Source organism: Phaeobacter italicus (assembly GCF_001258055.1).
In the GTDB taxonomy this organism is placed as follows: domain Bacteria; phylum Pseudomonadota; class Alphaproteobacteria; order Rhodobacterales; family Rhodobacteraceae; genus Phaeobacter; species Phaeobacter italicus.
On the sequence record NZ_CVRM01000034.1, the window covers coordinates 100844 to 121295 of the forward strand.

Below are 20452 nucleotides of genomic sequence, written 5' to 3' on the forward strand. Positions count from 1 at the left end.
TCAAAAGGGCGCATGCCCTCATCAGCAGCAGAAGGTGCTAAATGAACGACTGGACTTCCGGCTATGTAGCCGAAATTGGCTATACCTACGATTTCTTCCATGCGATGACGCCAACCCGCATGGGGCTTGCGGCCCTGTCAAAGGGGGTCCAGCATCCGTTTGGTCGCGAAACATTCAGCTATTGCGAGCTGGGCTGTGGTCAGGGGTTCACGGCCAATGTGATTGCAGCAGCAAATCCGCACATTGACGTACATGCGATGGACTTCAATCCAGCACATATTGCGGAGGCGCGGGCGCTGGCCGAACAGGGCGGCGTTCAAAATGTCCACTTCTATGAGCGCTCGTTTGCGGATTTTGCAGGCTCTCCCGGTCTGCCGAGCGAGTTTGACGTGATCGCGCTGCATGGTATCTTGAGCTGGGTCTCACGGGACAATCAAAAGTTGGTCTATGATTTCATCGCCAAACATCTGAAACCGGGCGGTGTGGTCTACGCGAGTTTCAATACTCAACCAGGGTGGGCGGCGGCGATGCCAATCCGTCGGATCCTCACCGACCATGCCGAGCGCGGGACCGGCCCGCTTGAAAAACGGATTGATGATGCCATTGCCTTTGCCGAAACCCTACGCAAATCCGGCGCTGATTTTTTCGCTTATAACCCAGATCAGGTAACCCGATTGACCAAGATGCGGGCAATGCCTCGCAACTACCTTGCACATGAGTTCTTCAACAAAGACTGGACGCCGTTTCATTTCGCCGATGTCGCAGCAGACATGGGACAGGCCAAGCTTGACTACTTGGGTGCGGCCAACCTGCTTGATCAGATGGATGAGCTGTGCATGAGCAAGGCGCAACTTGAGATCCTTGATAACGAATGTGATCAGGTCCGACGTGAATCCCTGCGTGATGTCATGCTCAACGAACAATTTCGGGCAGATTTGTTTGTGAAAGGCGGGGTTCCGTTTACCGAACGGGGGGCTGTTGGTGCGTGGTTTGCTACGCCATTTGCGCTGGCGCGTCGCTATTCTACGGGCCCGGTCAAGATGTCTTGGCGCGGGCTGGAGGTCGACATGGCAGGGCTCGACTATGATCCGGTCCTGCAGAAACTCTCTGAGGGTCCGGCGACCGTACGCGATTTGCTGGCGCAAGGGCTCTTTGGCGCGATGCAGTGGGCTGATATCACCCGGATGATGAAATATCTTGTCGGGGCGGGCTTTATCGTTCCTTGCCTGCCGTTGGATGGCATTGCAGAGCGGTCTGAAGGGTGCCGTCAGTTCAATCTGGCGGTTTGCAAACAGTCCGAGGAAACCCAGAAGCTGTCGTTCCTTGCATCACCGGTCACCGGTGGCGGCGTGGCGGTTGACCGGATGGAGCAGCTGTTCCTCCTTGCGCGCAGTGAGGGGCATGAGACCCCGGAAAGCTGGGCGCTGTTTGCCTGGCAGATCCTTGCACCCCAAGGGCAGCGGTTGGAACAGGACGGAAAAGTTCTTGAAACGGCGGAGGAGAACATCGCCGTCTTGCAGGTCCGGGCACAATCATTTGCAGCCCGCCGGGTGCGTATTCTGGAGCAATTGGGGATTTCGCTGCTTCCGATCGCGACGGCGCAGGAGGCCTCTGTTGCATCGAGTGCAGCAGCCTAGGCAGGGCAACCAGACCCCCAAAAAAGAAACGCCCGCTTCCATGGAAGCGGGCGTTGTCTTTGACCGGTAAACCGACGCGATTAGCGGCGGATACCCAGGCGCTTGATCAGGTCCTGGTAGCGGGCCACGTCTTTGGCTTTGGTGTAGTCCAGCAGCTTACGACGCTGAGCAACCATCTTCAGCAGACCGCGACGACCGTGGTTGTCTTTTTTGTGGGTCTTGAAGTGCTCGGTCAGGGTGTTGATGCGCGAGGTCAGGATTGCAACCTGGACTTCCGGGGAACCGGTGTCGCCTTCTTTGGTTGCGAATTCTTTCATCAGGCGTGCTTTTTCTTCAGCAGTGATCGACATCGGGGTCTCCTTTAAAGGTTTGTGTGAATGGCACAGGCCGGGATGTCGTCCAGCACAGGCCCATGGAGGTGTCCTCAGCTGCGCCGCGCTTGTATGAAAGGGCGGACCAGCTTTGGAACAAGACGCGCATATATGCAGATTCTGAAAGAAACGCAAAGAGAATCGCGTAGGCGATCCGTGCCGCAGGTGCCGCCTACGTCTGGCTGCGGTTTCAGCTGGGGTTTGCAGGCGCATCCCCAGCCAGGCCCAGGTTTGCCGCCTGATCCTGATCCAGAAGGATTATGTCAGATGCCTGGAGGGTGTCGGGGCCGATAACAACCACCGCTTCCTGCCCATCAATCGAGATGACGTGGCTGTTTGTGCTGCCCTCTTGCAGCTTCACTTCCACCCTTGGTGTTGTGTTGCCGTCATGATCCCAATGGAGAGCCAGTTGGTCCTCGCCGGGTTCAAAATCAACCAGCTCCAGCTGAGTGGTGGTCTCATCAGGGTGATCCGGATCCGTCACCTGCGGTTCGATGGTTGTTTGGGCAAATACGATATGATCGGCGCCTTGGCCTCCTGTGACCACATCGTTTGCTCCAGCGATGATCGTGTCATTGCCCTCGCCGCCGTTTAGATAGTCCTTTTGGGCACGGTCGTCGCTGCCGTTCAGTAGATCGTCGCCGCCTCCACCAAACAGGCTATCCTGATCGGCGCCCCCACTGATATTGTCGCCCCCGTCATTGCCGTGTAGCGCATCTGCACCGCTGCCACCTGTCAACGTGTCCTGCCCAACACCACCGTGGGCCACGTCGTCGCCTTCGCCACCTGAAAGGTGGTCATTGCCGAAATGGCCGTAAAGCGTGTCAACGCCATTGCCCCCATTGATCAGGTCATTGCCATCCCCACCGTGCAGCAGGTCGGAATTGTTGCCCCCGGAAAGGGTGTCATCCCCTGTGCCGCCAAACAGTCTGTCATCGCCGTCGTCGCCCGCCAGATCATCATTGCCGCCATATCCGTTTAGCTGGTCGTTGCCTCCTAGGCCCAGTAGGCGGTCGGGCAGTTCTGTTCCGGATAGGTGATCGCTACCGTCGCCTCCAGTGATCAGGAATTCTTCCATCGGAATGGTTGGCTGCCCGGCTGGGGAATTGTCTGGCACGTCGCGGTCCTGGGTATCGTCATCAGTGTCGGACGGGGTTGCGTCCGCCTCTTCAAACAGGAGAAAGCCCCCAATGGCTGCCATTCCCAGCAGTGCGGCCAGCATCAACATCAGACGCCCCTTTGAGCAGATGGATCACAGGCTGTCAGCCTTGCACACGTCTGGGTTGCAATCAAAACAAACAGAGAACATTGGTTAGCAGAGCGTTGCGACGTTGTGCTTTGCCTAGGGTCAGGATGCATTGATTTGGCATCACTGGCGCAGGAAGGGCAATTTAGCAGGGGTTTTGAGCGCGCAGGAACTGGCGGGGTCAATTTCAAGCGGTCAAAGCCGCTGCTTTGCAGCGCTCCCTGCGTCTGTAAGATTTACCTGATCTTGCTCATGAGCTGCGTTACATCACCTTGAAATACAACCAGTATTTCTGCGTCGATGTGCCTTGTCAGGAACAAGATCAGGTAAACCAGTGGTGCCAAATCAATGCATCCTGACCCTAGCTGTGTGGATGATCCCAAAGCTCAGGCTGCTGCGCATAGCGGATGTAGAGCGGATGTTTGGGATGACCTGCCTTGCTCAGCCCCAGATGAAACAGGGGCTTTCCCACCCCCGCGAGGCGATTGGCGACCGCAGCGCCCTGATCGCGAAAGGCGCCGTGGGTCCCCCAAGCACAGATAACCTGATCTGCCCAAGCCGCACCATTGAGGATCGCATCGAGATTATCGGGTCCGATAGGATCATCAGCTTGTTTCATGTCGCGGGGATCCGTCGCGCGAAAGGCAAAGATATTGGTGGCGCAGAACCCGCCAAACCCAAGCGCCCGAGCGCGCCGTTCACAGCGCTCGATCGTCGGGTCGTTCTGCACTTCGGTTGCGGTGGAGGGATTGAGCATCACAAACATCACCCAATCGCCCGCAGCATCCCAGATGCGGGTCAGGCTGTATCTGTAACGCTCACAGTCCGAATAGACTGCGGTCGATGGGGCATCGCCCTTGGTGTGGGTGCGTGTGATCATGGCATCCGTGGTGCCGGTCTGGTACCCGGCTGTCAACTCGGGGCCGGGCCAAACACGGGCATGTCAGCCGACAAATACCCGACTTGGGCGCAGTTGACCGGATTTGTACTGACCCACAGCGACTGCTTTCCCCTCGTAAGAGGCCCAAGCCTCTTCGCCGTATTCCACATCCGAAGCCAATACCATGCCGGGGTTGCCGTTGCGCAGTTTGCTGGCCCCTTCCGGGGTACAGGTCAGTTCCGGCAGGTCGGCTAGCCCCTCTTCGAGCGGGCGCAGATAGGTGTCGAGCTCGGGGGATTTCGCAAGGTCGTCCAGCGTTTCAAGGCTGATCCCATCCTCCGCATCAAATGGACCAGACCAGATGCGGCGCAGGCATTTCACGTGAGCGTGGCACCCCAGCGCCTCGCCCAGATCGCGCGCGATAGAGCGGACATAACCACCCTTGCCGCATGTCATTTCCAGCACGACGTGATCGGGGTCGGGGCGATCGACCAGAATCAGCTCTTCGACCCACAAGGGGCGTGCAGCGAGTTCGATCTCTTCCCCGTCGCGTGCAAGCTTGTAGGCGCGCTGGCCATCAACCTTGACCGCCGAAAATTTCGGTGGGACTTGCTGGATCTCTCCCAGAAACGGCAAAAGCGCGTCCTTGATGGCTTCATCACTGGGCCGGTCACTGCTTTCGGCGATGACTTCGCCTTCGGCGTCGTCGGTATTGGTCGCCTGACCAAGGCGCACGGTAAAGGTATAGGCCTTTAGGGCGTCAGTGATGTAGGGCACGGTTTTTGTCGCCTCTCCAAGGGCAACAGCCAATACGCCAGTTGCCTCGGGATCAAGTGTGCCCGCATGGCCTGCTTTCTTAGCGTCAAAGGCCCAGCGTACCTTGTTTACGACAGCTGTGGACGTCAGCCCCGCAGGTTTGTCGACTACCAGCCAGCCGGAAATATCGCGCCCTTTGCGTTTGCGTCCCATGTCGTACCCCGATCGTGCGTCTATGAGTGAGAGGCGGGCGAGTTAGCCCAGCCTCGCTGGCCTGTCAATCAGCCAGCTACATCAGTTGGTCGCGTCGTCGGCATCCGGGTTGTCCGTTGCAGGCTCCACTACTCCCACAATTGGCCCCATCATGAAGCCGGCATCGCTTCGGTTGATCTGGGGCGCGTGCAGACGTGAGATGTTGCCGTCAAAATAGAGCGCATTGGGCAGGTTCAGTTCATCCCGGAACAGACGCCCGAATTGATGAAAGGTCACGGCATTGCGCGAAATGGCAAAAACCACCCGCTGGCCATCGGCGCTGGTGCCGACACCATTGCGAATGAAATACGACGTCGAATCGGGCAAGAACCGGGGATGCAGTTCCCCATCAATGACCAGCATCGGGCCCGATTGCGTTGCATAACGGCAATCAGGCTGTGTGGCCTCGAATGTCAGGGTTTCAATCACATCGGTCCGGGTGTCGCCGATGCAAAACACTCCGTTAGGCAGTAGGCCGAAATTTCCAGGACCTGGGTTTGTGACCAGCCGCATCTCTTCTGTGTCACCATCACGGTAAAGCCCAACCGGTGAGCGGTCGCGGTGATACATGCCCGCGTTGGTCGCAAAGCTCAGCACTTTGCCCCGGTTGTTGAGATCGTCTTCGAGGGTAGAGAAATGCCCGTAGATCTGGCCATCCCCGTCTCGCAGAAACAGCTGCAGCTTGTCCTGGGCAGCGTCGACTTCGCAGATTGTGTAGCGGTTTCCGTCATAGGCGATGTCGCGGCAATCCACCGCTGCCACTGGTGCGGCCCATAGGGCCAGCACCACGGCCACCGCCCGTGCGATCACTGACCGGTGTCGCGGCGCACCGCGTCCTGGGACAGGATGCGGCGGGTGTCATCCATCCGGTCAAAGGTCTCGTCCAACTGGAAGCGCAGTTCGGGCGTGAACTTCAGCCCCAGCTTTTTTCCGATCATCCGGCGCAGCTCGCCCTTGTTGCGGGCCATCAGCTTCAGGATCTCGTCCTGTCCCTTGCCGCCAAGCGGCAGCACGTAGGCAGTCGCGATGCGCAGGTCAGAGGTCACGCGCACCTCGCCGACGGTGATCGACATGCGGTTCAGATCCGGGTCATGAATGTCGCCGCGGGTGAAAATCTCTGACAGCGCACGACGAATCAATTCGCCGACGCGAAGCTGCCGTTGGGAGGGGCCTGCGCCCTCATTGAGTTTGTTCTTAGCCATACCTTCGATGTATGCCGAAAGCGGGGCTTTGCCAAGCGCAGCGCAAGCGGGTAGGAGAAATCCAGCACAGAGATCCGGGCAATGGTCCGGCAGAACCAAGCGCAGAACCAAGCAAGGAGCGATCCGATGGCAGAGACCAGCACCGACATTCCCGGCATCGTGGTGACAGGGGCCTCCGGGCGTATGGGCCAGATGTTGATCCGCACAATCCTCGATAACCTGTCTGCCCGGCTGGTAGGTGCGGTCGAACGCAGCGGTCATCAGTGGGTTGGACAGGACATCGGAGCCGCCATGGGCGGGGCCGAGGTCGGCGTCACCGTCACAGATGATGCGCTAGAGGCATTCTCCAAGGCTCAGGCTGTGATCGATTTCACCGGCCCGGAAGCTACGCTTGCCTTTGCCGACCTTGCTGCGCAGGCCCGTGCCGTGCATGTGATCGGAACCACCGGCATGAGCGACGAACAGATCGCAAAATTGGAACCGGCATCGCGTCACTGCGCACAGGTGCGTGCCGGCAACATGAGCCTTGGTGTGAACCTCCTCGTGCAGCTGACCAAGAAAGTTGCCGCTGCACTGGATGAGGATTTCGATATCGAGGTCATCGAAGCGCATCATCACCACAAGGTTGATGCCCCGTCTGGTACCGCTCTTATGTTGGGTGAAGCTGCGGCCGAAGGGCGCGGTGTCAGCCTGTCAGAGGTCAGTGACAGCGGGCGCGACGGTATCACTGGCGCGCGCAAGCGTGGCGATATCGGCTTTAGCGCAATCCGCGGTGGTGACATCGTGGGAGAGCACGACGTGCTGTTTGCTGGTCAAGGTGAACGGATCGTTTTGCGCCACCTCGCCACTGATCGCGCGATTTTTGCGCGTGGCGCGGTCAAGGCCGCGCTGTGGGGCCTGGGCAAGGAGCCCGGTCAATACGACATGGTTGATGTGCTGGGGCTCTGATCAAGTCCCGCAATACAGGTTGGGCGGCCCCTGCTGAGGCCGTTCAGAAATCGATGGCGATGCCTTTTTTCTCCCAATCGCCATAGCGCGCGGGGTCCGGGCCGTCTCGCCCACCCAGTTCCTTTGGTTGGGACTGTCGCTCGGCTTCTGCGGCTTTGCGTCGTTCTGCAGCCTCTGCCAGGGCGCGCTGGGCGGCGGGAGGCAGGTTTTCGATGTTGGATGTATCAGCGTCGCTCATGCCGGGTTCCTTTGTTCACGTTCTATGATATACGCCCGCGTCCGCTGGCGACAACCCATGCCGCCGCTGCCCGCATCAGGAGACGCCAATGTCCAATGGAACCCACGCCCGCCGCCGTGCCATCTACCTGCTGGATCAGGTTTTGGGAGAGGGCAGGCTGCTGTCGGAATGTTATGCAGCAGGGGCCTTGGACAAACTCGCCCCCGAAGATCGCGCCCGTGCGCAACGGCTCGCAGCCGATACCCTGCGCAATCTTGAGAGGGCTGACCGCGTCCTGCAAAAACACCTCAAGAAATCGACGCCGCTGATGGTGCACAACGCATTGCGTATCGGAACGGTTGAACTGTGTCAGGGCGGTGCTGCACACGGTGTGGTCAACGAGATGGTCAACATCGTTGCAGCGCACAAACGTCATGGCAAGCTGAAGGGGCTGGTCAACGCGGTTCTGCGCAAGGTGGCAGACCAGGGGCCGACCGAATGGGCCAAATTGCGGGTGCCGCGCCTGCCCAAATGGCTGCGCAGTCCGCTATCGCAGGCTTGGGGGGCTCCGGCAATGCTGGAGATCGAAGCCGCACATGCGGCTGGTGCGCCTCTTGATCTCACCGCGAAACCGGGGGTGGATCTGTCTGCTCTTGATGCGGTAAAGCTTCCCACGGGGTCCTATCGCCTGCATGGGTCCGTGCAGGTCTCTAACCTGCCCGGTTTTGCGGAAGGAAATTGGTGGGTCCAGGACGCCGCCGCTGCCCTGCCGGCGCAGTTGCTCGCGGCCAAACCGGGAGAGAAGGTGCTTGATCTCTGCGCCGCTCCAGGGGGCAAAACAATGCAGATGGCTGCCTCGGGGGCTGATGTGACGGCGGTGGACCAGTCCGAGGGCCGGATGGCGCGGCTCCGGGAAAACCTGGAACGGACAGGCCTGAGCGCGACAGTTGTGGTCGGCGATGCGCTGGAAGAGACCGGCCAATATGACGCCGTGCTTCTTGACGCGCCGTGCTCTGCGACGGGCACCATTCGCCGCCATCCGGATTTGCCTCATGCCAAGGACGGCAGTGGCTTTGGCGAATTGATCGAGTTGCAGGCCCAGATGCTTGCCCACGCCTGGAGCCTCGTGAAACCGGGAGGGCGCCTGGTTTATTGCACCTGCTCACTTCTACCGGACGAGGGGGAGTGCCAGATCGAGGATGCACTCGACATGTTCCCTGACATGCAGGTTGGTGAAGGGCTGCGCAATCTGGCCGGTATTGATCCTGCCTGGATCACCGATGAGGGGGGGCTGCGTTTGCGACCGGACTACTGGCCGGATCTTGGCGGCATGGATGGTTTTTACTTGGCGGAGCTGCGCAAAGCCTCCTGAACAATTGGGCTGCCGCCAGCGGGTGGCGGCTTGTTGCCTCTGGAAACAAGAGAGTGCCGCATTATCGGTGACTTGGCGCATTTGCGTCGCTATGCTCAGGCCAAAACGCCCCGGACCATTCCAACGGCGTGAGGCAAGAGAGCATGTCCAGATACGACAGAATGGCGCGGCGTGGCACACGATTGCTGAACCGCTACTATGCAAGACGCTCCCGGCGCCAGCCGGGCGCGACAGAATTTGTGTCTCAGCCAGAGCCGCGCACGATCGGCAGTTTTGCAAGGGGTCGCCAGTTGGTGGCCGGCAACCTTTTGTTTGCGGGCTATCTGGTGGAATCGCCAACCACCGCACTCTGGGATGTGGCGGCTCCGGATGTCGCCTTTGATGCCGAGCGGCACGGGTTCGCCTGGTTGGATGATCTTGCTGCTGTCGGTGACTTCAAGGCGCGGGAAAAGGCGCAGCTGTGGGTCTGGGGCTGGATTGATGCCTATGGCACCGGCAAGGGGCCGGGTTGGTCTCCGGATCTCACCGGGCGCAGGGTGATCCGCTGGATCAATCATGCGCTGTTCCTCTTGTCTGGCCGCACGTCTGTTCAGTCGCAGGCTTTCTTTCAGGCATTGTCGCGGCAGACCTGGTTCTTGTCCAAGCGTTGGCAGGGGGCCTCTCCCGGCTTGCCAAGATTCGAGGCGTTGACTGGGCTGATCTATGCAGGGCTTGCTCTGAAGGGGCACGAGGATCAGGTGGATCCCGCGCTTAAGGCTCTGGCCGAAGAATGCGAAAGCCAGATTGACGAGCAGGGGGGCTTGCCTACGCGCAACCCCGAAGAGCTGCTGGAGGTTTTCACACTTCTGACCTGGGCGTCAGCGGCCCAGGTGGATGCAGGGCGCGGCGTGCCAGCCGCACAGACACAGGCGATCGAACGTATTGCCCCAACCTTGCGGACACTGCGCCACAGCGACGGCGGGCTTGCGCGTTTCCACGGAGGCGGGCGCGGATTGGAAGGTCGCTTGGATCATGCGCTTGCAGCCAGCCATGTCACGTCGCGCCACGCCGATGGGCTGGCGATGGGCTACGCACGGCTGTCGGCGCGTCGCACCTCGGTGATCATAGACGCTTCTGTACCGCCAAAGGGGCGCGCATCCTGGAACGGGCATGCCTCGACACTCGCGTTCGAGCTGACATCCGGACGGCGACCGTTGATTGTCAACTGCGGGTCGGGGGAAACGTTTGGCGTTGAATGGCGCCGCGCCGGTCGGGCGTCGCCGTCTCATTCGACCTTGTGTATCGAAGGGCATTCCAGCGCTCGCCTGTCTTCGCCGGAACGTGGCAGCGGTCATGAGATCATGGTCGAGGCACCGGACACCGTGCCGCTGGAAGTGTCGGATCTGGAAGACGGCTATCGCTTTCAGGGCGGGCATAACGGATACGAACGCCTCTTTGGCCTGACCCATGCCCGCACATTGGAGCTGGCCGTGGACGGTCGGGGACTGGCAGGCGAGGACATGCTGCTGGCGATAGATACCCGAAACAAGCGCCGCTTTGACAAGGCAATGGATGCCCAATCTTTGGGCGGTGTTGGGTTCGACATCCGGCTACATTTGCACCCTGATGTGGACGCGGCTCTTGACTTGGGCGGCGCAGCGGTATCCATGGCGCTCAAGAGCGGGGAAATCTGGGTGTTCCGTCATGATGGGACCTGCGAACTGAAGCTGGAACCCAGTGTCTACCTGGAAAAGACCCGCTTGAAGCCGCGTGCGGCAAAACAGATCGTTCTCTCCGGGCGGGCAATGAACTATGCAACGCGCATCCGGTGGACGCTCAGTAAAGCGCAGGAAACTGCCGTTGCCGTGCGAGACCTGAACCGGGACGACCCCGCGTTAATCGACTGAGCCTGAAAAGGACCTGCCCTGCCATGACCGACCTTCACCCCGTACGCCGTGCGCTGCTTTCCGTATCTGACAAGACCGGCCTGATCGATTTGGGCAAGGCGCTGGCTGCGCGTGGTGTTGAATTGCTGTCAACCGGTGGTTCTGCCAAAGCGCTGCGTGATGCGGGGCTGACCGTGAAAGACGTCTCCGACGTGACAGGATTTCCGGAGATGATGGACGGTCGCGTCAAGACACTGCATCCGATGGTGCATGGTGGTCTGCTGGCCCTGCGGGACAACGACACCCACGTTGCCGCGATGAACGAGCACGGCATCGGCGCCATCGATCTGCTGGTGGTAAACCTCTATCCGTTTGAGGCGGCGTTGGCACGGGGCGCAGACTATGACGAGATGATCGAAAACATCGATATCGGCGGTCCGGCGATGATCCGTGCGGCATCGAAGAACCATCTGTTTGTGAACGTTGTGACCGACGTGCAGGACTACGAGGCGCTGCTGGCTGAGCTGGACGCCAATGACGGCCAGACAACATATGCCTTCCGTCAGCGCCTGTCGCAGATCGCCTATGCCCGTACCGCAGCCTACGACGCGGCAGTGTCGAACTGGATGGCGACGGCGATTGAAGAGAAGGCCCCGCGCCGCCGTGCCTTTGCCGGTGAATTGAAACAGACCCTGCGTTATGGTGAGAACAGCCACCAGCAGGCAGCGTTCTATACCGACGGAACCAACCGTCCGGGTGTCGCGACGGCTGTACAGCTGCAGGGCAAGGAACTGTCCTACAACAACATCAACGACACTGACGCGGCCTATGAACTGGTGGCGGAGTTTGACCCGGCCGACAGCGCCGCCGTGGCGATTATCAAACACGCAAACCCCTGTGGTGTGGCGAAAGGCGCCACCTTGGTCGAGGCCTATCAGAAGGCGTTTGATTGTGACCGCACATCTGCCTTTGGCGGTATTGTCGCGCTGAACCAGCCGCTGGATGCGGCAACCGCGCAGAAAATCGTCGAGATTTTTACCGAGGTGGTGATCGCACCTGGTGCTTCGGATGAGGCGAAAGAGATCTTCGCCGCCAAGAAGAACCTGCGCCTGCTGCTGACCGATGGTCTGCCGGATCCGCGCAAGCCCATCGTGGCCTACAAGCAGGTGGCAGGCGGTGTGCTCGTCCAGGACAAGGATGTTGGTTACGTCGGCATGGAAGACCTGAAAGTGGTCACTGAAAAGGCACCCACAGATGCGCAGATGCAAGATATGCTGTTCGCGTGGAAAGTCGCCAAACACGTCAAATCCAACGCAATTGTCTATGTGAAGGACAACGCGACCGTCGGGGTTGGTGCAGGTCAGATGAGCCGCCTGGACAGCGCCAACGTCGCTGCTGCAAAAGCTGGTCGCATGGCCGCCGAGCTGGGCCTCGAAGAAAGCCTTGCCAAAGGTTGCGCCGTCGCGTCTGATGCGTTTTTCCCGTTTGCGGACGGCTTGTTGGAAGCGGCCGCAGCAGGTGGTGCCTGCGTAATTCAGCCGGGCGGCTCTATGCGCGACGATGAGGTGATCAAGGCGGCAAACGAAAAAGGCCTCGCGATGGTCTTTACCGGTATGCGCCACTTCCGCCACTGATCGCTGAGTGTATGAACAACGGGCCGGGCAATTCATTGCCCGGCTTTTGCATATAGGGGCCCGATTGGGGCAGACGGGACGAGGCAAGAGGACGTGGGTATGCGCGCGAAGATGATGGTCTGGGCAGCAGCACTGGCGCTGATACTGGATCAGCTCAGCAAATATCTGGTGATACAGGTCATGGATCTGCCCAGTCGCTTCTCCGTTGACGTTTTCCCGCCTCTGCTGCGGTTCCGCTACGGGGAAAACACCGGCATCAATTTTGGTCTGTTTGGTGGCGGGACGGATACGACACGATGGATCCTCATTGGTCTGTCACTGGTGATTTGTGTTGCCCTGGTGATCTGGATCCTGCGTTTGCCTGCACAGGCGCGCGCCATGCAGATTTCTGCGGGCTTGGTGATTGGCGGCGCTTTGGGGAACGTCGTGGATAGGGTGGTTTTTGGTTATGTGCTCGATTTCCTGAATATGTCTTGCTGCGGCATCAACAATCCGTTTGTCTTCAATGTCGCGGACATCTTTATTTTTGCAGGTGCGGCCGGGCTTATTCTATTTGACGGGCGGCATAAAAACCCTGCGTGACCTCACGCGGCAAATGCGATAAACAGCCTTTGAACAGGCAGGAGTGACGGGTCATGCGGATCCATTTTGGTGTTATTGTTTTGATGGGTGCTCTGGCCGTTTCTGCCTGCGGGCAAAAAGGTCTGCGTGATCTGCGACCCTCTGGCACCGGGCCGGACGAGTTCCTGATCTTACCAAGCAAGCCACTGGAAGAGCCGACAACCTATGACAGCCTGCCGGCACCGACACCGGGCCAGGCCAACCTGACCGATCGCAACCCCAAAGGTGAAGCCGTTGCCGCGCTTGGCGGTCGCGCGTCTGCTCTGGTTCCGGGGGAAGGTGTGCCAGCATCCGACGGTGCCTTGGTTTCTGCGGCAAGTCGTTATGGCGTCGATCCCAATGTGCGGATTGATCTAGCCGCTTTGGATGCAAAAAAGCGCAAACGTGAAAACCGCACTGCGCGCTTCAAGCTATTCCCGGTGGATCGCTATCAGGAAGCCTACAAACGCGAGGCAATCCGCCCCGACGAGGTCAATGCACTGTTCCGCCGGTCCGGTTTCGAAACACCTTCGGCCCCGCCACCGAACCAGTAAAACACCGGTCCGTTTTCGCGCTTTTGCCGGTTGAGGCAGTTCACGAAAACGCCATTCCCCTTGTATAGGGTGTCTTCAAGCGTAGTTTGATTTTAGCCACGCCGATCCTATGTTTCCGGGATCGGACGCCAAGGGTGTGTTGCGTCGCCCGTTCCGGAGTGCACGGTGCAGTTTGCATGGATAGCTCTGCACCTGCTCTTGCTCCGGTCGTTTGCGGGGCGATGCAGCACTAAGATAATTTGGCCTTTTCCCGGATTGGACGAAGGCCCCTGAAAGGAGATCGCCAGATGATCCAGCGGATCACGCGGGCTGCAGCAGTGGTTGCGACCCTTTTGGCAGTTGAGGCAGCCGTGCCTGAAACCGGCCTCATGGTCGCACAGGCGAGGGCCGATAGCGGCGCCACTCAGCCCACTGCCGATGACCTAGTGACCAGTTTCACGCTCGAAAACGGTATGCAGGTGGTTGTCATAGAAGATCACCGTGCTCCTGTAGTGCAGCATATGGTCTGGTACCGGGCAGGCTCTGCTGATGAGCCTATCGGCCAGTCCGGTGTTGCGCATTTTCTGGAACATCTGCTGTTCAAGGCGACAGACACGCTGGAGGCGGGCGAGCTTTCGGCAACGGTTGCAGCCAATGGCGGGCGCGACAATGCCTTTACCAGCTATGATTACACCGCTTATTTCCAGCGCGTCGCATCGGATCGTCTGGACCTTATGATGCAGATGGAAAGCGACCGGATGGTCAACATCCGCCTTACGGGACGGGACATCGAAACCGAGCGCGAGGTGATCTTGGAAGAGCGCAACCAGCGCACCGACAGTGAACCACGGTCCCTGTTTCGCGAGCAGATGAATGCAGCCCAATATCTGAACCATCGCTACGGTCAGCCGATCATCGGCTGGCGGCATGAGATGGAAGAGCTGGATATGGAAGACGCACTTTCATTTTACGGCACGTATTATGCGCCAAATAATGCGATCCTTGTCGTATCTGGTGATGTGACACCGGATGAGGTGCGCAGTCTGGCCGAAAAACACTATGGCAAGATCCCGGCGAACCCGGATCTCCCGGAGCGTATGCGCAGCCAAGAGCCGCCGCAAACCGCTGCACGTCGTTTGGTTTACAAGGACGCGCGCGTTGCCCAGCCCTACATGCAGCGCTCTTATCTTGCACCCGAGCGTGACAGCGGGGCACAGGAGCAGGCGGCCGCGCTTTACCTTCTGGCAGAGCTGTTGGGAGGGGGCAGCACATCTTATCTGACAAATGCACTGCAATTCGATCAGCAGGTCGCCGTCTATACAGGTGCATTTTTTTCCGGTGTGTCACTGGATGACACGACCTTTGATTTTCTGATCGTGCCTGGCGCGGATGTATCGCTTGAAGAGGCGGAGGCCGCACTGGACGAAACCTTTGCGCGTTTTCTTGAAGAGGGCGTCGATGAAACGCAGCTGGAGAGGATCAAGCTGCAGCTGCGTGCGTCCGAGATCTATGCGCGCGACAATGTGGATGGCATTGCGAACCGCTACGGCCGGGCCCTGACATCGGGCCTGACGATCGAGGACGTTCAGGCGTGGCCGCAAATTCTGCAATCGGTGACAGCAGACGAGATCATCGCCGTGGCCCGTGAGGTTCTGCGCCCCGAGGTTTCGGTAACGGGCTGGATGATGCGAGACGAAGAGGTGAGCCAATGAAGGCGTTGAAATTCATCAGTGCCGCGCTGGCCCTGTGTATTCTGGCATTGCCTGTCTGGGCTGAGGTCAAAATCAAGGAAGTGGTTTCGCCCGGCGGGATCACGGCGTGGCTGGTCGAGGATCACAGCATTCCCTTTACGGCGCTGGAATTGCGGTTTCGGGGTGGAACCTCTCTTGATCAGCCTGGCAAACGGGGTGCGACCTATCTGATGGCCGGACTGCTGGAGGAGGGCGCAGGTGGTTTGGCTGCACAGGACTACGCGCGCGAGCTCGAAAGTCTTGCTGCCCGTTTCTCTTATGATGCTGATCGTGACACGGTGTCGATTTCGGCCCAGTTCCTGAGTGAAAACCGGGCGGAGGCCGTTGACCTGCTGCGCTTGACCATTCACGAACCGCGTTTTGATCAGGATGCGCTGGATCGTGTTCGCGCACAGGTTCTGGCGGGTCTGCGCTCTGACGAAAAAGACCCAAATGAGATTGCCAGCCGTGCGTTTTCAAAGATGGCGTTTGGTGATCACCCCTATGGCAGCGAGGGAGAGGGCACCATCGACAGCGTGTCGGCTTTGACCCGTCAGGACATGTTTGATGCGCATGAAGCGGCGTTTGCCCGGGACCGGTTATTTGTCGGCGCGGTCGGCGATATTACGGCTGAAGAGTTGGGTGCGCTTCTGGACGAGTTGTTGGGGGATTTGCCCGCAACCGGGGCTCCCATCCCGGGCCCTGCCGAGGTAGCAATTGATGGTGGGGTTACAGTGATCGACTATGACACACCACAATCCGTTGCACTGTTTGGCCACGTTGGCATCGATCTGGATGATCCGCGCTACTTTGCGGCCTATCTTCTGAACCAAGTTCTCGGTGGTGGTTCCTTCAACAGCCGCCTCATGACTGAGGTGCGGGAAAAGCGCGGGCTGACCTACGGCGTTTACAGCTACTTGGTCCCACGGGATCTGGCGGCTGTCTACATGGGTTCTGTGGCCTCTGATAACAGCAAAATTGCCGAGACCGTGGAGGTCATTCAGACCGAATGGGCACGCCTGGCGACAGAGGGCGTAAGTGAGAAGGAGCTGGCAGATGCCAAAACCTATCTTACTGGCGCCTACCCCTTGCGGTTTGATGGCAACAGCCGGATTGCCTCTATCCTTGCAGGAATGCAGATGGACGACCTGCCGATCGACTATGTCGTGACCCGCAATGACAAGGTGAACGCTGTAACCTTGGAAGAGGTCAATCGGGTTGCTCGTGAAATTCTGCTGCCGGAGAAGCTTCATTTCGTCGTCGTTGGTCGACCTGAAGGTCTGCAGTCGACCAATTGATCACCTCTGGTGAAGGGTATGAAAAGGGGCGCGGCCATTGCTGGTCGCGCCCCTTTTATGTTGCCCGGTTGGCAGGATTTACTCGCCGTAAGGGATCCAGATGTTTTTGACCTCGGTCCCGGCTTCGAGAAAGCGACGGGTCTGATCCGTGGACCAGTCCATAGCTGTCGCGTTGTTGACCCAGGTCCGCTTGAGGTTGCCCGCAGACGCCTTTTCAATCTCGGCAGAAAGATCGGTGGAAGAGAAGCTCCAGACTGCATCCAGATTCAGGTGTGATGCCATCGGCGCAGCCAGCTCTGCGTGGCTACCGGTCAGGATATTGACCACGCCAGCAGGGACATCGGAAGTGTCCAGAACCTGATAGAAGTCCGTTGCGGCAAGCGGATAAGTCTCGGACGCGGCCAGGACCACTCGGTTGCCCATCGCCATCGCGGGGGCCATGACTGACACCAGCCCCAAAAGCGGTGCTTCATCCGCGCAGACCGCACCGATCACGCCAACGGCTTCCTTCATGGCGAGTGCCACCCCGCGGATCGGGACCCCGTGCGCCTGACCGTCGTATTTGTCTGCCCAGGCCGCGGCGGTGAACAATCTCTGGATAGAGGCCTCGACTTCATCGGCGCCGGATTTCTTGCCTGTCATGGCGTCGATCCGGTCTGCAAACTCGGCTGCCCGCGCGGACAGGTTCTCTCCGATGTAGTAGAGGATCTGGGCACGCAGGTGGCCAGTCGTCTTCGACCAGGACTTGGCGCCAGCAGCCGCTTCAACGGCGTTGCGCACATCCTTGCGGTTGCCGAGGCCGACATGGCCCAGCAATGCGCCGGATTTGCCGTAGACTGCTTTGGAATAGCCGCCGTCCGGACGCGCCTGTTTGCCGCCGATGTACAATTTTGCGGTGCGGTCGACAGCATCAACTGGCGCGCCTTCACCTGCAAAACCGATGAGCTTTTCCAGTGGTTTCGTCTTTGTTTTGGGCTTGGTGTAGGCGCTGAGACCTTCCCAGCCACCTTCCCGGCCAAAGCCGCTTTCGCGTGTGCCACCAAAACCAGCCGCCGCGTCAAACAGATTGGTCGCGTTGACCCAGACGACGCCCGCAACCAGCTTGGGCGCGATATCAAGCGCCAGGTTGACGTTCTCTGTCCAGACCGTCGCGGCCAAACCGTAGCGGGTGTTGTTGGCCAGTTCGACCGCTTCACCCGGCGTACGGAACGTGGTGGAGACCAGAACCGGGCCGAAGATTTCTTCTTGCATCAGCGCATCAGACGGGGCGAGCCCTTCAACCAGCGTGGGCGGATAGAAACAGCCGCCTTCCGGCATGTCGACACGCGCTTGATGCACCTTGCCTGCGGTGTTGGCCGCCACCATTTCGCTGATCGTGTTCAACTGAACAGGATCCACGATGGCGCCAACGTCGATGCACTTGTCGAGCGGGTTGCCCACGCGCAGCTTGTCCATGCGCGCGCGCAGCTTGTCGTGGAAGCGATCTGCGATCCCTTCCTGCACCAGCAGGCGCGACCCGGCACAGCACACTTGACCCTGGTTGAACCAGATGGCGTCGACCAGACCTTCGATCGCGCTGTCGATATCGGCGTCATCAAACACGATGTACGGGGACTTGCCGCCCAATTCGAGCGTCAGCGCCTTGCCGCTGCCGGCCGTTGCTTCACGAATTTTACGACCCACAGCAGTTGAGCCGGTAAAGGCGATCTTGTCGACATCGGCATTCACGATCATTTCGCCAACTGCACCATCGCCGGTGACGATGTTCACGACACCTTTGGGCAGGCCCGCCTGGCGGCAGATGTCAGCAAACAAAAGCGCGGTCAGAGAGGTGTATTCTGCTGGCTTCAGGACAACGGTGTTGCCCATTGCGATGGCTGGCGCGACCTTCCACGCCAGCATCAGCAGCGGAAAGTTCCACGGAATGATCTGGCCACAAACACCCAGTGCCTCGCGGTCAGGCAGTTCGCTTTCCATCAGCTGGGCCATGCCAGCGTGATAGTAAAAATGCCGCTGTGCGAGAGGGACATCGATGTCGCGGCTTTCGCGGATCGGCTTGCCGTTATCAAGGGTTTCGAGAACTGCAAACAGGCGTGCGTGCTTTTGCATCAGGCGCGCGATGGCATAGATGTAGCGGGCACGCCCTGCGCCACCCAGTGCGGCCCATTTCCCTTGGGCCTTGCGTGCCGCGGCGACGGCGCCATCGACATCGTCCTGGCTTGCCTGGCTCAGCGTTGCCAGGGTCTCGCCATTTGCAGGGTTCTTGCTGTCAAACCCGTCAGCGGGGGAGGTGAACTCCCCATTGATGAAGTGGCCAAAACGGGCCCCTTGGTCGACCAGCCACGCCAGAGCGTCGGCAGCACTTTCAGGAGCGGGGCCATAGTCCATCGTTTCAAAGATCTCTTTTACGGTCATCGCGGTTACTGTCCGGTTTGGAACGACAGGACAAAGACTGTCAGATAAAGGAAGAGCAGGATCAGCCCCGGCAGGCGGCTTTTGCGGTGAAACCGGGCGAACTGAACCAGCTCGGGTGTAAGGCGATCGCGCGGGGGCGGCGTGAAATAGGGCGCAGGCCCTAGACGATCACGCGCAGCCTCCGGCAATTCGGATGCTTCAAGACGCAGACGCCATCGCCGCCACTGGAATGCAACAATCCAGAGACTGATAAAGATCGCACTGACGACCCATTCAGATGGCATCTGCCTCTCCGTTCTTTAGGCCAATGCGTGACGGTAGCCTGCGGAATAGGCGCCAGTCACGTGATGTTCGAGTTGGCGTTCGATATCGCCCAGCAAGGAGGATGCGCCAAAGCGGAACAAATCAGGCTGCAGCCAGCGGTCGCCCAGCTCGTCTTTCATCAGAGACAGATAGACCAGGGCGTCCTTTGCCTTGGAAATTCCGCCCGCAGGTTTGTAGCCCACGCGATAGCCGGTGCGTTCGTGATAGTCGCGAATGGCACGGATCATCACGAGGCTCACGGGAAGGGTCGCGTTCACGCTTTCCTTGCCGGTGGACGTCTTGATGAAATCGGCACCTGCCATCATGCAGATCAGCGAGGCGCGCGCCACGTTGCGCAGCGTGCCAAGTTCGCCGGTTGCCAGAATGGCTTTGACGTGGGCATCCCCACAGGCCTCGCGGAAGGCCTTCATCTCATCATAAAGCGCCTGCCAGTTGCCTGACAGAACGTGCCGACGGGAAATGACAATATCGATTTCCTTTGCGCTGGCCTTCACGCTTTCCTCGATCTCAGCAAGACGCAGGTGGAACGGCGACAGACCGCCCGGGAAGCCGGTCGAAACCGCGGCAACTGGAATGCCGGATCCGTCCAGCGCCGAAACCGCTGTTTCAATCATGTCGTGATAGACACAGACCGCGCCAGTGGTGATCGGGCCCATGTCCAGCGCCTTGAGCAGGTCCGCGCGCACCGGCTGGCGTGCTTTGGCACACAGACGGCGGACGCGACCGGCCGTGTCGTCGCCGGACAGGGTGGTCAGGTCGATCAAGGTGATCGCCTTCAGCAGCCAGGCTGCCTGATAGTCTTTCTTTACGCTGCGACGGCCGGGCAGGGTGGCACAGCGACGTTCGATCGCCGAGGTGTTTGCCTCAACGCCAAGCGCCCAGTCCAGATCCAGCTCCATGCCGGGATTACGGGGTTCGCCCACCTGCGGCAGCTGCGCAGTGTGCTCTGCAATTTGGCTTTCCATGCCGGGAATCCTCGTTGGAATTTGGTGCGAAAATCGCACGCCACCCCTTGCTTGGCAAGCGACGGGCCAGGGTGACGTGGTGAATTTTTGACTATTTGGACAAAAAATCGGGCATTTTGCGAACGATTCTCATTTCTTTTTGCGAATAATTCGCATTTTCATTGACAGGCGCGAGACTCACGCTCTTATTGAGGTCAGTGAAACGCT

The 20452-nt window shown here is 59.3% G+C and carries 19 protein-coding genes; 9 read left to right on the plus strand and 10 right to left on the minus strand.

Annotated elements, in window-relative coordinates; genetic code table 11:
• Nucleotides 1–41 precede the first annotated feature (41 nt).
• On the plus strand, nt 42–1637 hold the full coding sequence (locus NIT7645_RS16730) for a class I SAM-dependent methyltransferase (RefSeq protein ID WP_050687600.1): 1596 nt from the start codon (nt 42–44) through the stop codon (nt 1635–1637).
• 80 nt (nt 1638–1717) lie between these two features.
• On the opposite strand, the gene rpsO is transcribed toward NIT7645_RS16730, so the two are convergent.
• From rpsO to rbfA, 6 genes are all read right to left on the minus strand, one after another.
• Nucleotides 1718–1987, minus strand: a complete 270-nt coding sequence (gene rpsO / locus NIT7645_RS16735) for a 30S ribosomal protein S15 (RefSeq protein WP_008561536.1) — start codon at nt 1985–1987, stop codon at nt 1718–1720.
• Nucleotides 1988–2198: 211 nt separating this feature from the next.
• Nucleotides 2199–3236 carry a calcium-binding protein gene (locus tag NIT7645_RS16740; protein WP_008562670.1) on the minus strand — a complete coding sequence of 346 codons (1038 nt, stop codon included), beginning with the start codon at nt 3234–3236 and terminating at the stop codon, nt 2199–2201.
• Between the two features lie 379 nt (nt 3237–3615).
• Nucleotides 3616–4134 carry a DUF1643 domain-containing protein gene (locus NIT7645_RS16745; protein WP_008560831.1) on the minus strand — a complete coding sequence of 173 codons (519 nt, stop codon included), beginning with the start codon at nt 4132–4134 and terminating at the stop codon, nt 3616–3618.
• A gap of 63 nt (nt 4135–4197) precedes the next feature.
• Nucleotides 4198–5103 carry a tRNA pseudouridine(55) synthase TruB gene (truB, locus tag NIT7645_RS16750; protein ID WP_050687602.1) on the minus strand — a complete coding sequence of 302 codons (906 nt, stop codon included), beginning with the start codon at nt 5101–5103 and terminating at the stop codon, nt 4198–4200.
• 81 nt (nt 5104–5184) lie between these two features.
• Nucleotides 5185–5952, minus strand: coding sequence for a phosphodiester glycosidase family protein (locus tag NIT7645_RS16755; RefSeq protein ID WP_224834109.1), 768 nt, complete (start codon nt 5950–5952; stop codon nt 5185–5187).
• Complete coding sequence (gene rbfA, locus NIT7645_RS16760) at nt 5949–6344, minus strand: 30S ribosome-binding factor RbfA (RefSeq protein ID WP_008563212.1); 396 nt, start codon at nt 6342–6344, stop codon at nt 5949–5951. Before rbfA ends, NIT7645_RS16755 begins: the two co-directional genes overlap by 4 nt.
• Nucleotides 6345–6470: 126 nt before the next feature.
• Here rbfA and dapB point away from each other — a divergent pair, with 126 nt between their 5' ends.
• Complete coding sequence (gene dapB / locus NIT7645_RS16765; RefSeq protein ID WP_050687631.1) at nt 6471–7292, plus strand: 4-hydroxy-tetrahydrodipicolinate reductase; 822 nt, start codon at nt 6471–6473, stop codon at nt 7290–7292.
• A gap of 43 nt (nt 7293–7335) precedes the next feature.
• Here the strand turns inward: dapB and NIT7645_RS16770 are convergent, their stop codons facing one another.
• Entirely contained in the window at nt 7336–7530 is a 195-nt protein-coding gene (locus NIT7645_RS16770) for a DUF1674 domain-containing protein (RefSeq protein WP_008561649.1), read from the minus strand.
• An 88-nt stretch (nt 7531–7618) separates the two neighbouring features.
• Here NIT7645_RS16770 and NIT7645_RS16775 point away from each other — a divergent pair, with 88 nt between their 5' ends.
• From NIT7645_RS16775 to NIT7645_RS16805, 7 genes are all read left to right on the plus strand, one after another.
• Complete coding sequence (locus tag NIT7645_RS16775) at nt 7619–8881, plus strand: RsmB/NOP family class I SAM-dependent RNA methyltransferase (protein ID WP_008561965.1); 1263 nt, start codon at nt 7619–7621, stop codon at nt 8879–8881.
• A 143-nt stretch (nt 8882–9024) separates the two neighbouring features.
• A complete protein-coding gene (locus NIT7645_RS16780) occupies nt 9025–10767 on the plus strand; it encodes a heparinase II/III family protein (protein ID WP_050687604.1) in 1743 nt (580 codons plus the stop codon).
• Nucleotides 10768–10790: 23 nt separating this feature from the next.
• The gene (gene purH / locus NIT7645_RS16785; RefSeq protein WP_008561913.1) at nt 10791–12380 is read left to right on the plus strand and encodes a bifunctional phosphoribosylaminoimidazolecarboxamide formyltransferase/IMP cyclohydrolase; all 1590 of its coding nucleotides are present in this window, start codon (nt 10791–10793) and stop codon (nt 12378–12380) included.
• A 99-nt stretch (nt 12381–12479) separates the two neighbouring features.
• The gene (lspA, locus tag NIT7645_RS16790; protein WP_008560175.1) at nt 12480–12962 is read left to right on the plus strand and encodes a signal peptidase II; all 483 of its coding nucleotides are present in this window, start codon (nt 12480–12482) and stop codon (nt 12960–12962) included.
• A 53-nt stretch (nt 12963–13015) separates the two neighbouring features.
• Nucleotides 13016–13534, plus strand: a complete 519-nt coding sequence (locus NIT7645_RS16795; protein ID WP_008561570.1) for a DUF3035 domain-containing protein — start codon at nt 13016–13018, stop codon at nt 13532–13534.
• Nucleotides 13535–13902: 368 nt separating this feature from the next.
• The gene (locus tag NIT7645_RS16800) at nt 13903–15225 is read left to right on the plus strand and encodes a M16 family metallopeptidase (protein ID WP_050687633.1); all 1323 of its coding nucleotides are present in this window, start codon (nt 13903–13905) and stop codon (nt 15223–15225) included.
• Entirely contained in the window at nt 15222–16541 is a 1320-nt protein-coding gene (locus NIT7645_RS16805; RefSeq protein WP_008561376.1) for a M16 family metallopeptidase, read from the plus strand. Before NIT7645_RS16800 ends, NIT7645_RS16805 begins: the two co-directional genes overlap by 4 nt.
• A gap of 78 nt (nt 16542–16619) precedes the next feature.
• Here the strand turns inward: NIT7645_RS16805 and NIT7645_RS16810 are convergent, their stop codons facing one another.
• The 3 genes from NIT7645_RS16810 to deoC are packed head-to-tail and all read right to left on the minus strand — an operon-like array spanning nt 16620 to nt 20245.
• The gene (locus tag NIT7645_RS16810; RefSeq protein ID WP_008560050.1) at nt 16620–18956 is read right to left on the minus strand and encodes an aldehyde dehydrogenase family protein; all 2337 of its coding nucleotides are present in this window, start codon (nt 18954–18956) and stop codon (nt 16620–16622) included.
• 5 nt (nt 18957–18961) lie between these two features.
• Nucleotides 18962–19240 carry a hypothetical protein gene (locus NIT7645_RS16815; protein ID WP_008561259.1) on the minus strand — a complete coding sequence of 93 codons (279 nt, stop codon included), beginning with the start codon at nt 19238–19240 and terminating at the stop codon, nt 18962–18964.
• A gap of 15 nt (nt 19241–19255) precedes the next feature.
• Nucleotides 19256–20245, minus strand: a complete 990-nt coding sequence (deoC, locus tag NIT7645_RS16820; RefSeq protein WP_050687606.1) for a deoxyribose-phosphate aldolase — start codon at nt 20243–20245, stop codon at nt 19256–19258.
• Between the last annotated feature and the right edge of the window lie 207 nt (nt 20246–20452).

Bases quoted from the DNA above. Each gene is read 5' to 3' on its own strand.
- NIT7645_RS16805 (WP_008561376.1), top strand. From the start codon at position 15,222: ATGAAGGCGTTGAAATTCATCAGTGCCGCGCTGGCCCTGTGTATTCTG.
- rpsO (WP_008561536.1), bottom strand. From the start codon at position 1,987: ATGTCGATCACTGCTGAAGAAAAAGCACGCCTGATGAAAGAATTCGCA.
- NIT7645_RS16815 (WP_008561259.1), bottom strand. From the start codon at position 19,240: ATGCCATCTGAATGGGTCGTCAGTGCGATCTTTATCAGTCTCTGGATT.
- dapB (WP_050687631.1), top strand. From the start codon at position 6,471: ATGGCAGAGACCAGCACCGACATTCCCGGCATCGTGGTGACAGGGGCC.
- NIT7645_RS16745 (WP_008560831.1), bottom strand. From the start codon at position 4,134: ATGATCACACGCACCCACACCAAGGGCGATGCCCCATCGACCGCAGTC.
- NIT7645_RS16740 (WP_008562670.1), bottom strand. From the start codon at position 3,236: ATGTTGATGCTGGCCGCACTGCTGGGAATGGCAGCCATTGGGGGCTTT.
- NIT7645_RS16800 (WP_050687633.1), top strand. From the start codon at position 13,903: ATGGTCGCACAGGCGAGGGCCGATAGCGGCGCCACTCAGCCCACTGCC.
- deoC (WP_050687606.1), bottom strand. From the start codon at position 20,245: ATGGAAAGCCAAATTGCAGAGCACACTGCGCAGCTGCCGCAGGTGGGC.
- NIT7645_RS16730 (WP_050687600.1), top strand. From the start codon at position 42: ATGAACGACTGGACTTCCGGCTATGTAGCCGAAATTGGCTATACCTAC.
- rbfA (WP_008563212.1), bottom strand. From the start codon at position 6,344: ATGGCTAAGAACAAACTCAATGAGGGCGCAGGCCCCTCCCAACGGCAG.
- truB (WP_050687602.1), bottom strand. From the start codon at position 5,103: ATGGGACGCAAACGCAAAGGGCGCGATATTTCCGGCTGGCTGGTAGTC.
- NIT7645_RS16775 (WP_008561965.1), top strand. From the start codon at position 7,619: ATGTCCAATGGAACCCACGCCCGCCGCCGTGCCATCTACCTGCTGGAT.
- NIT7645_RS16770 (WP_008561649.1), bottom strand. From the start codon at position 7,530: ATGAGCGACGCTGATACATCCAACATCGAAAACCTGCCTCCCGCCGCC.
- purH (WP_008561913.1), top strand. From the start codon at position 10,791: ATGACCGACCTTCACCCCGTACGCCGTGCGCTGCTTTCCGTATCTGAC.
- NIT7645_RS16780 (WP_050687604.1), top strand. From the start codon at position 9,025: ATGTCCAGATACGACAGAATGGCGCGGCGTGGCACACGATTGCTGAAC.
- NIT7645_RS16795 (WP_008561570.1), top strand. From the start codon at position 13,016: ATGCGGATCCATTTTGGTGTTATTGTTTTGATGGGTGCTCTGGCCGTT.
- NIT7645_RS16810 (WP_008560050.1), bottom strand. From the start codon at position 18,956: ATGACCGTAAAAGAGATCTTTGAAACGATGGACTATGGCCCCGCTCCT.
- lspA (WP_008560175.1), top strand. From the start codon at position 12,480: ATGCGCGCGAAGATGATGGTCTGGGCAGCAGCACTGGCGCTGATACTG.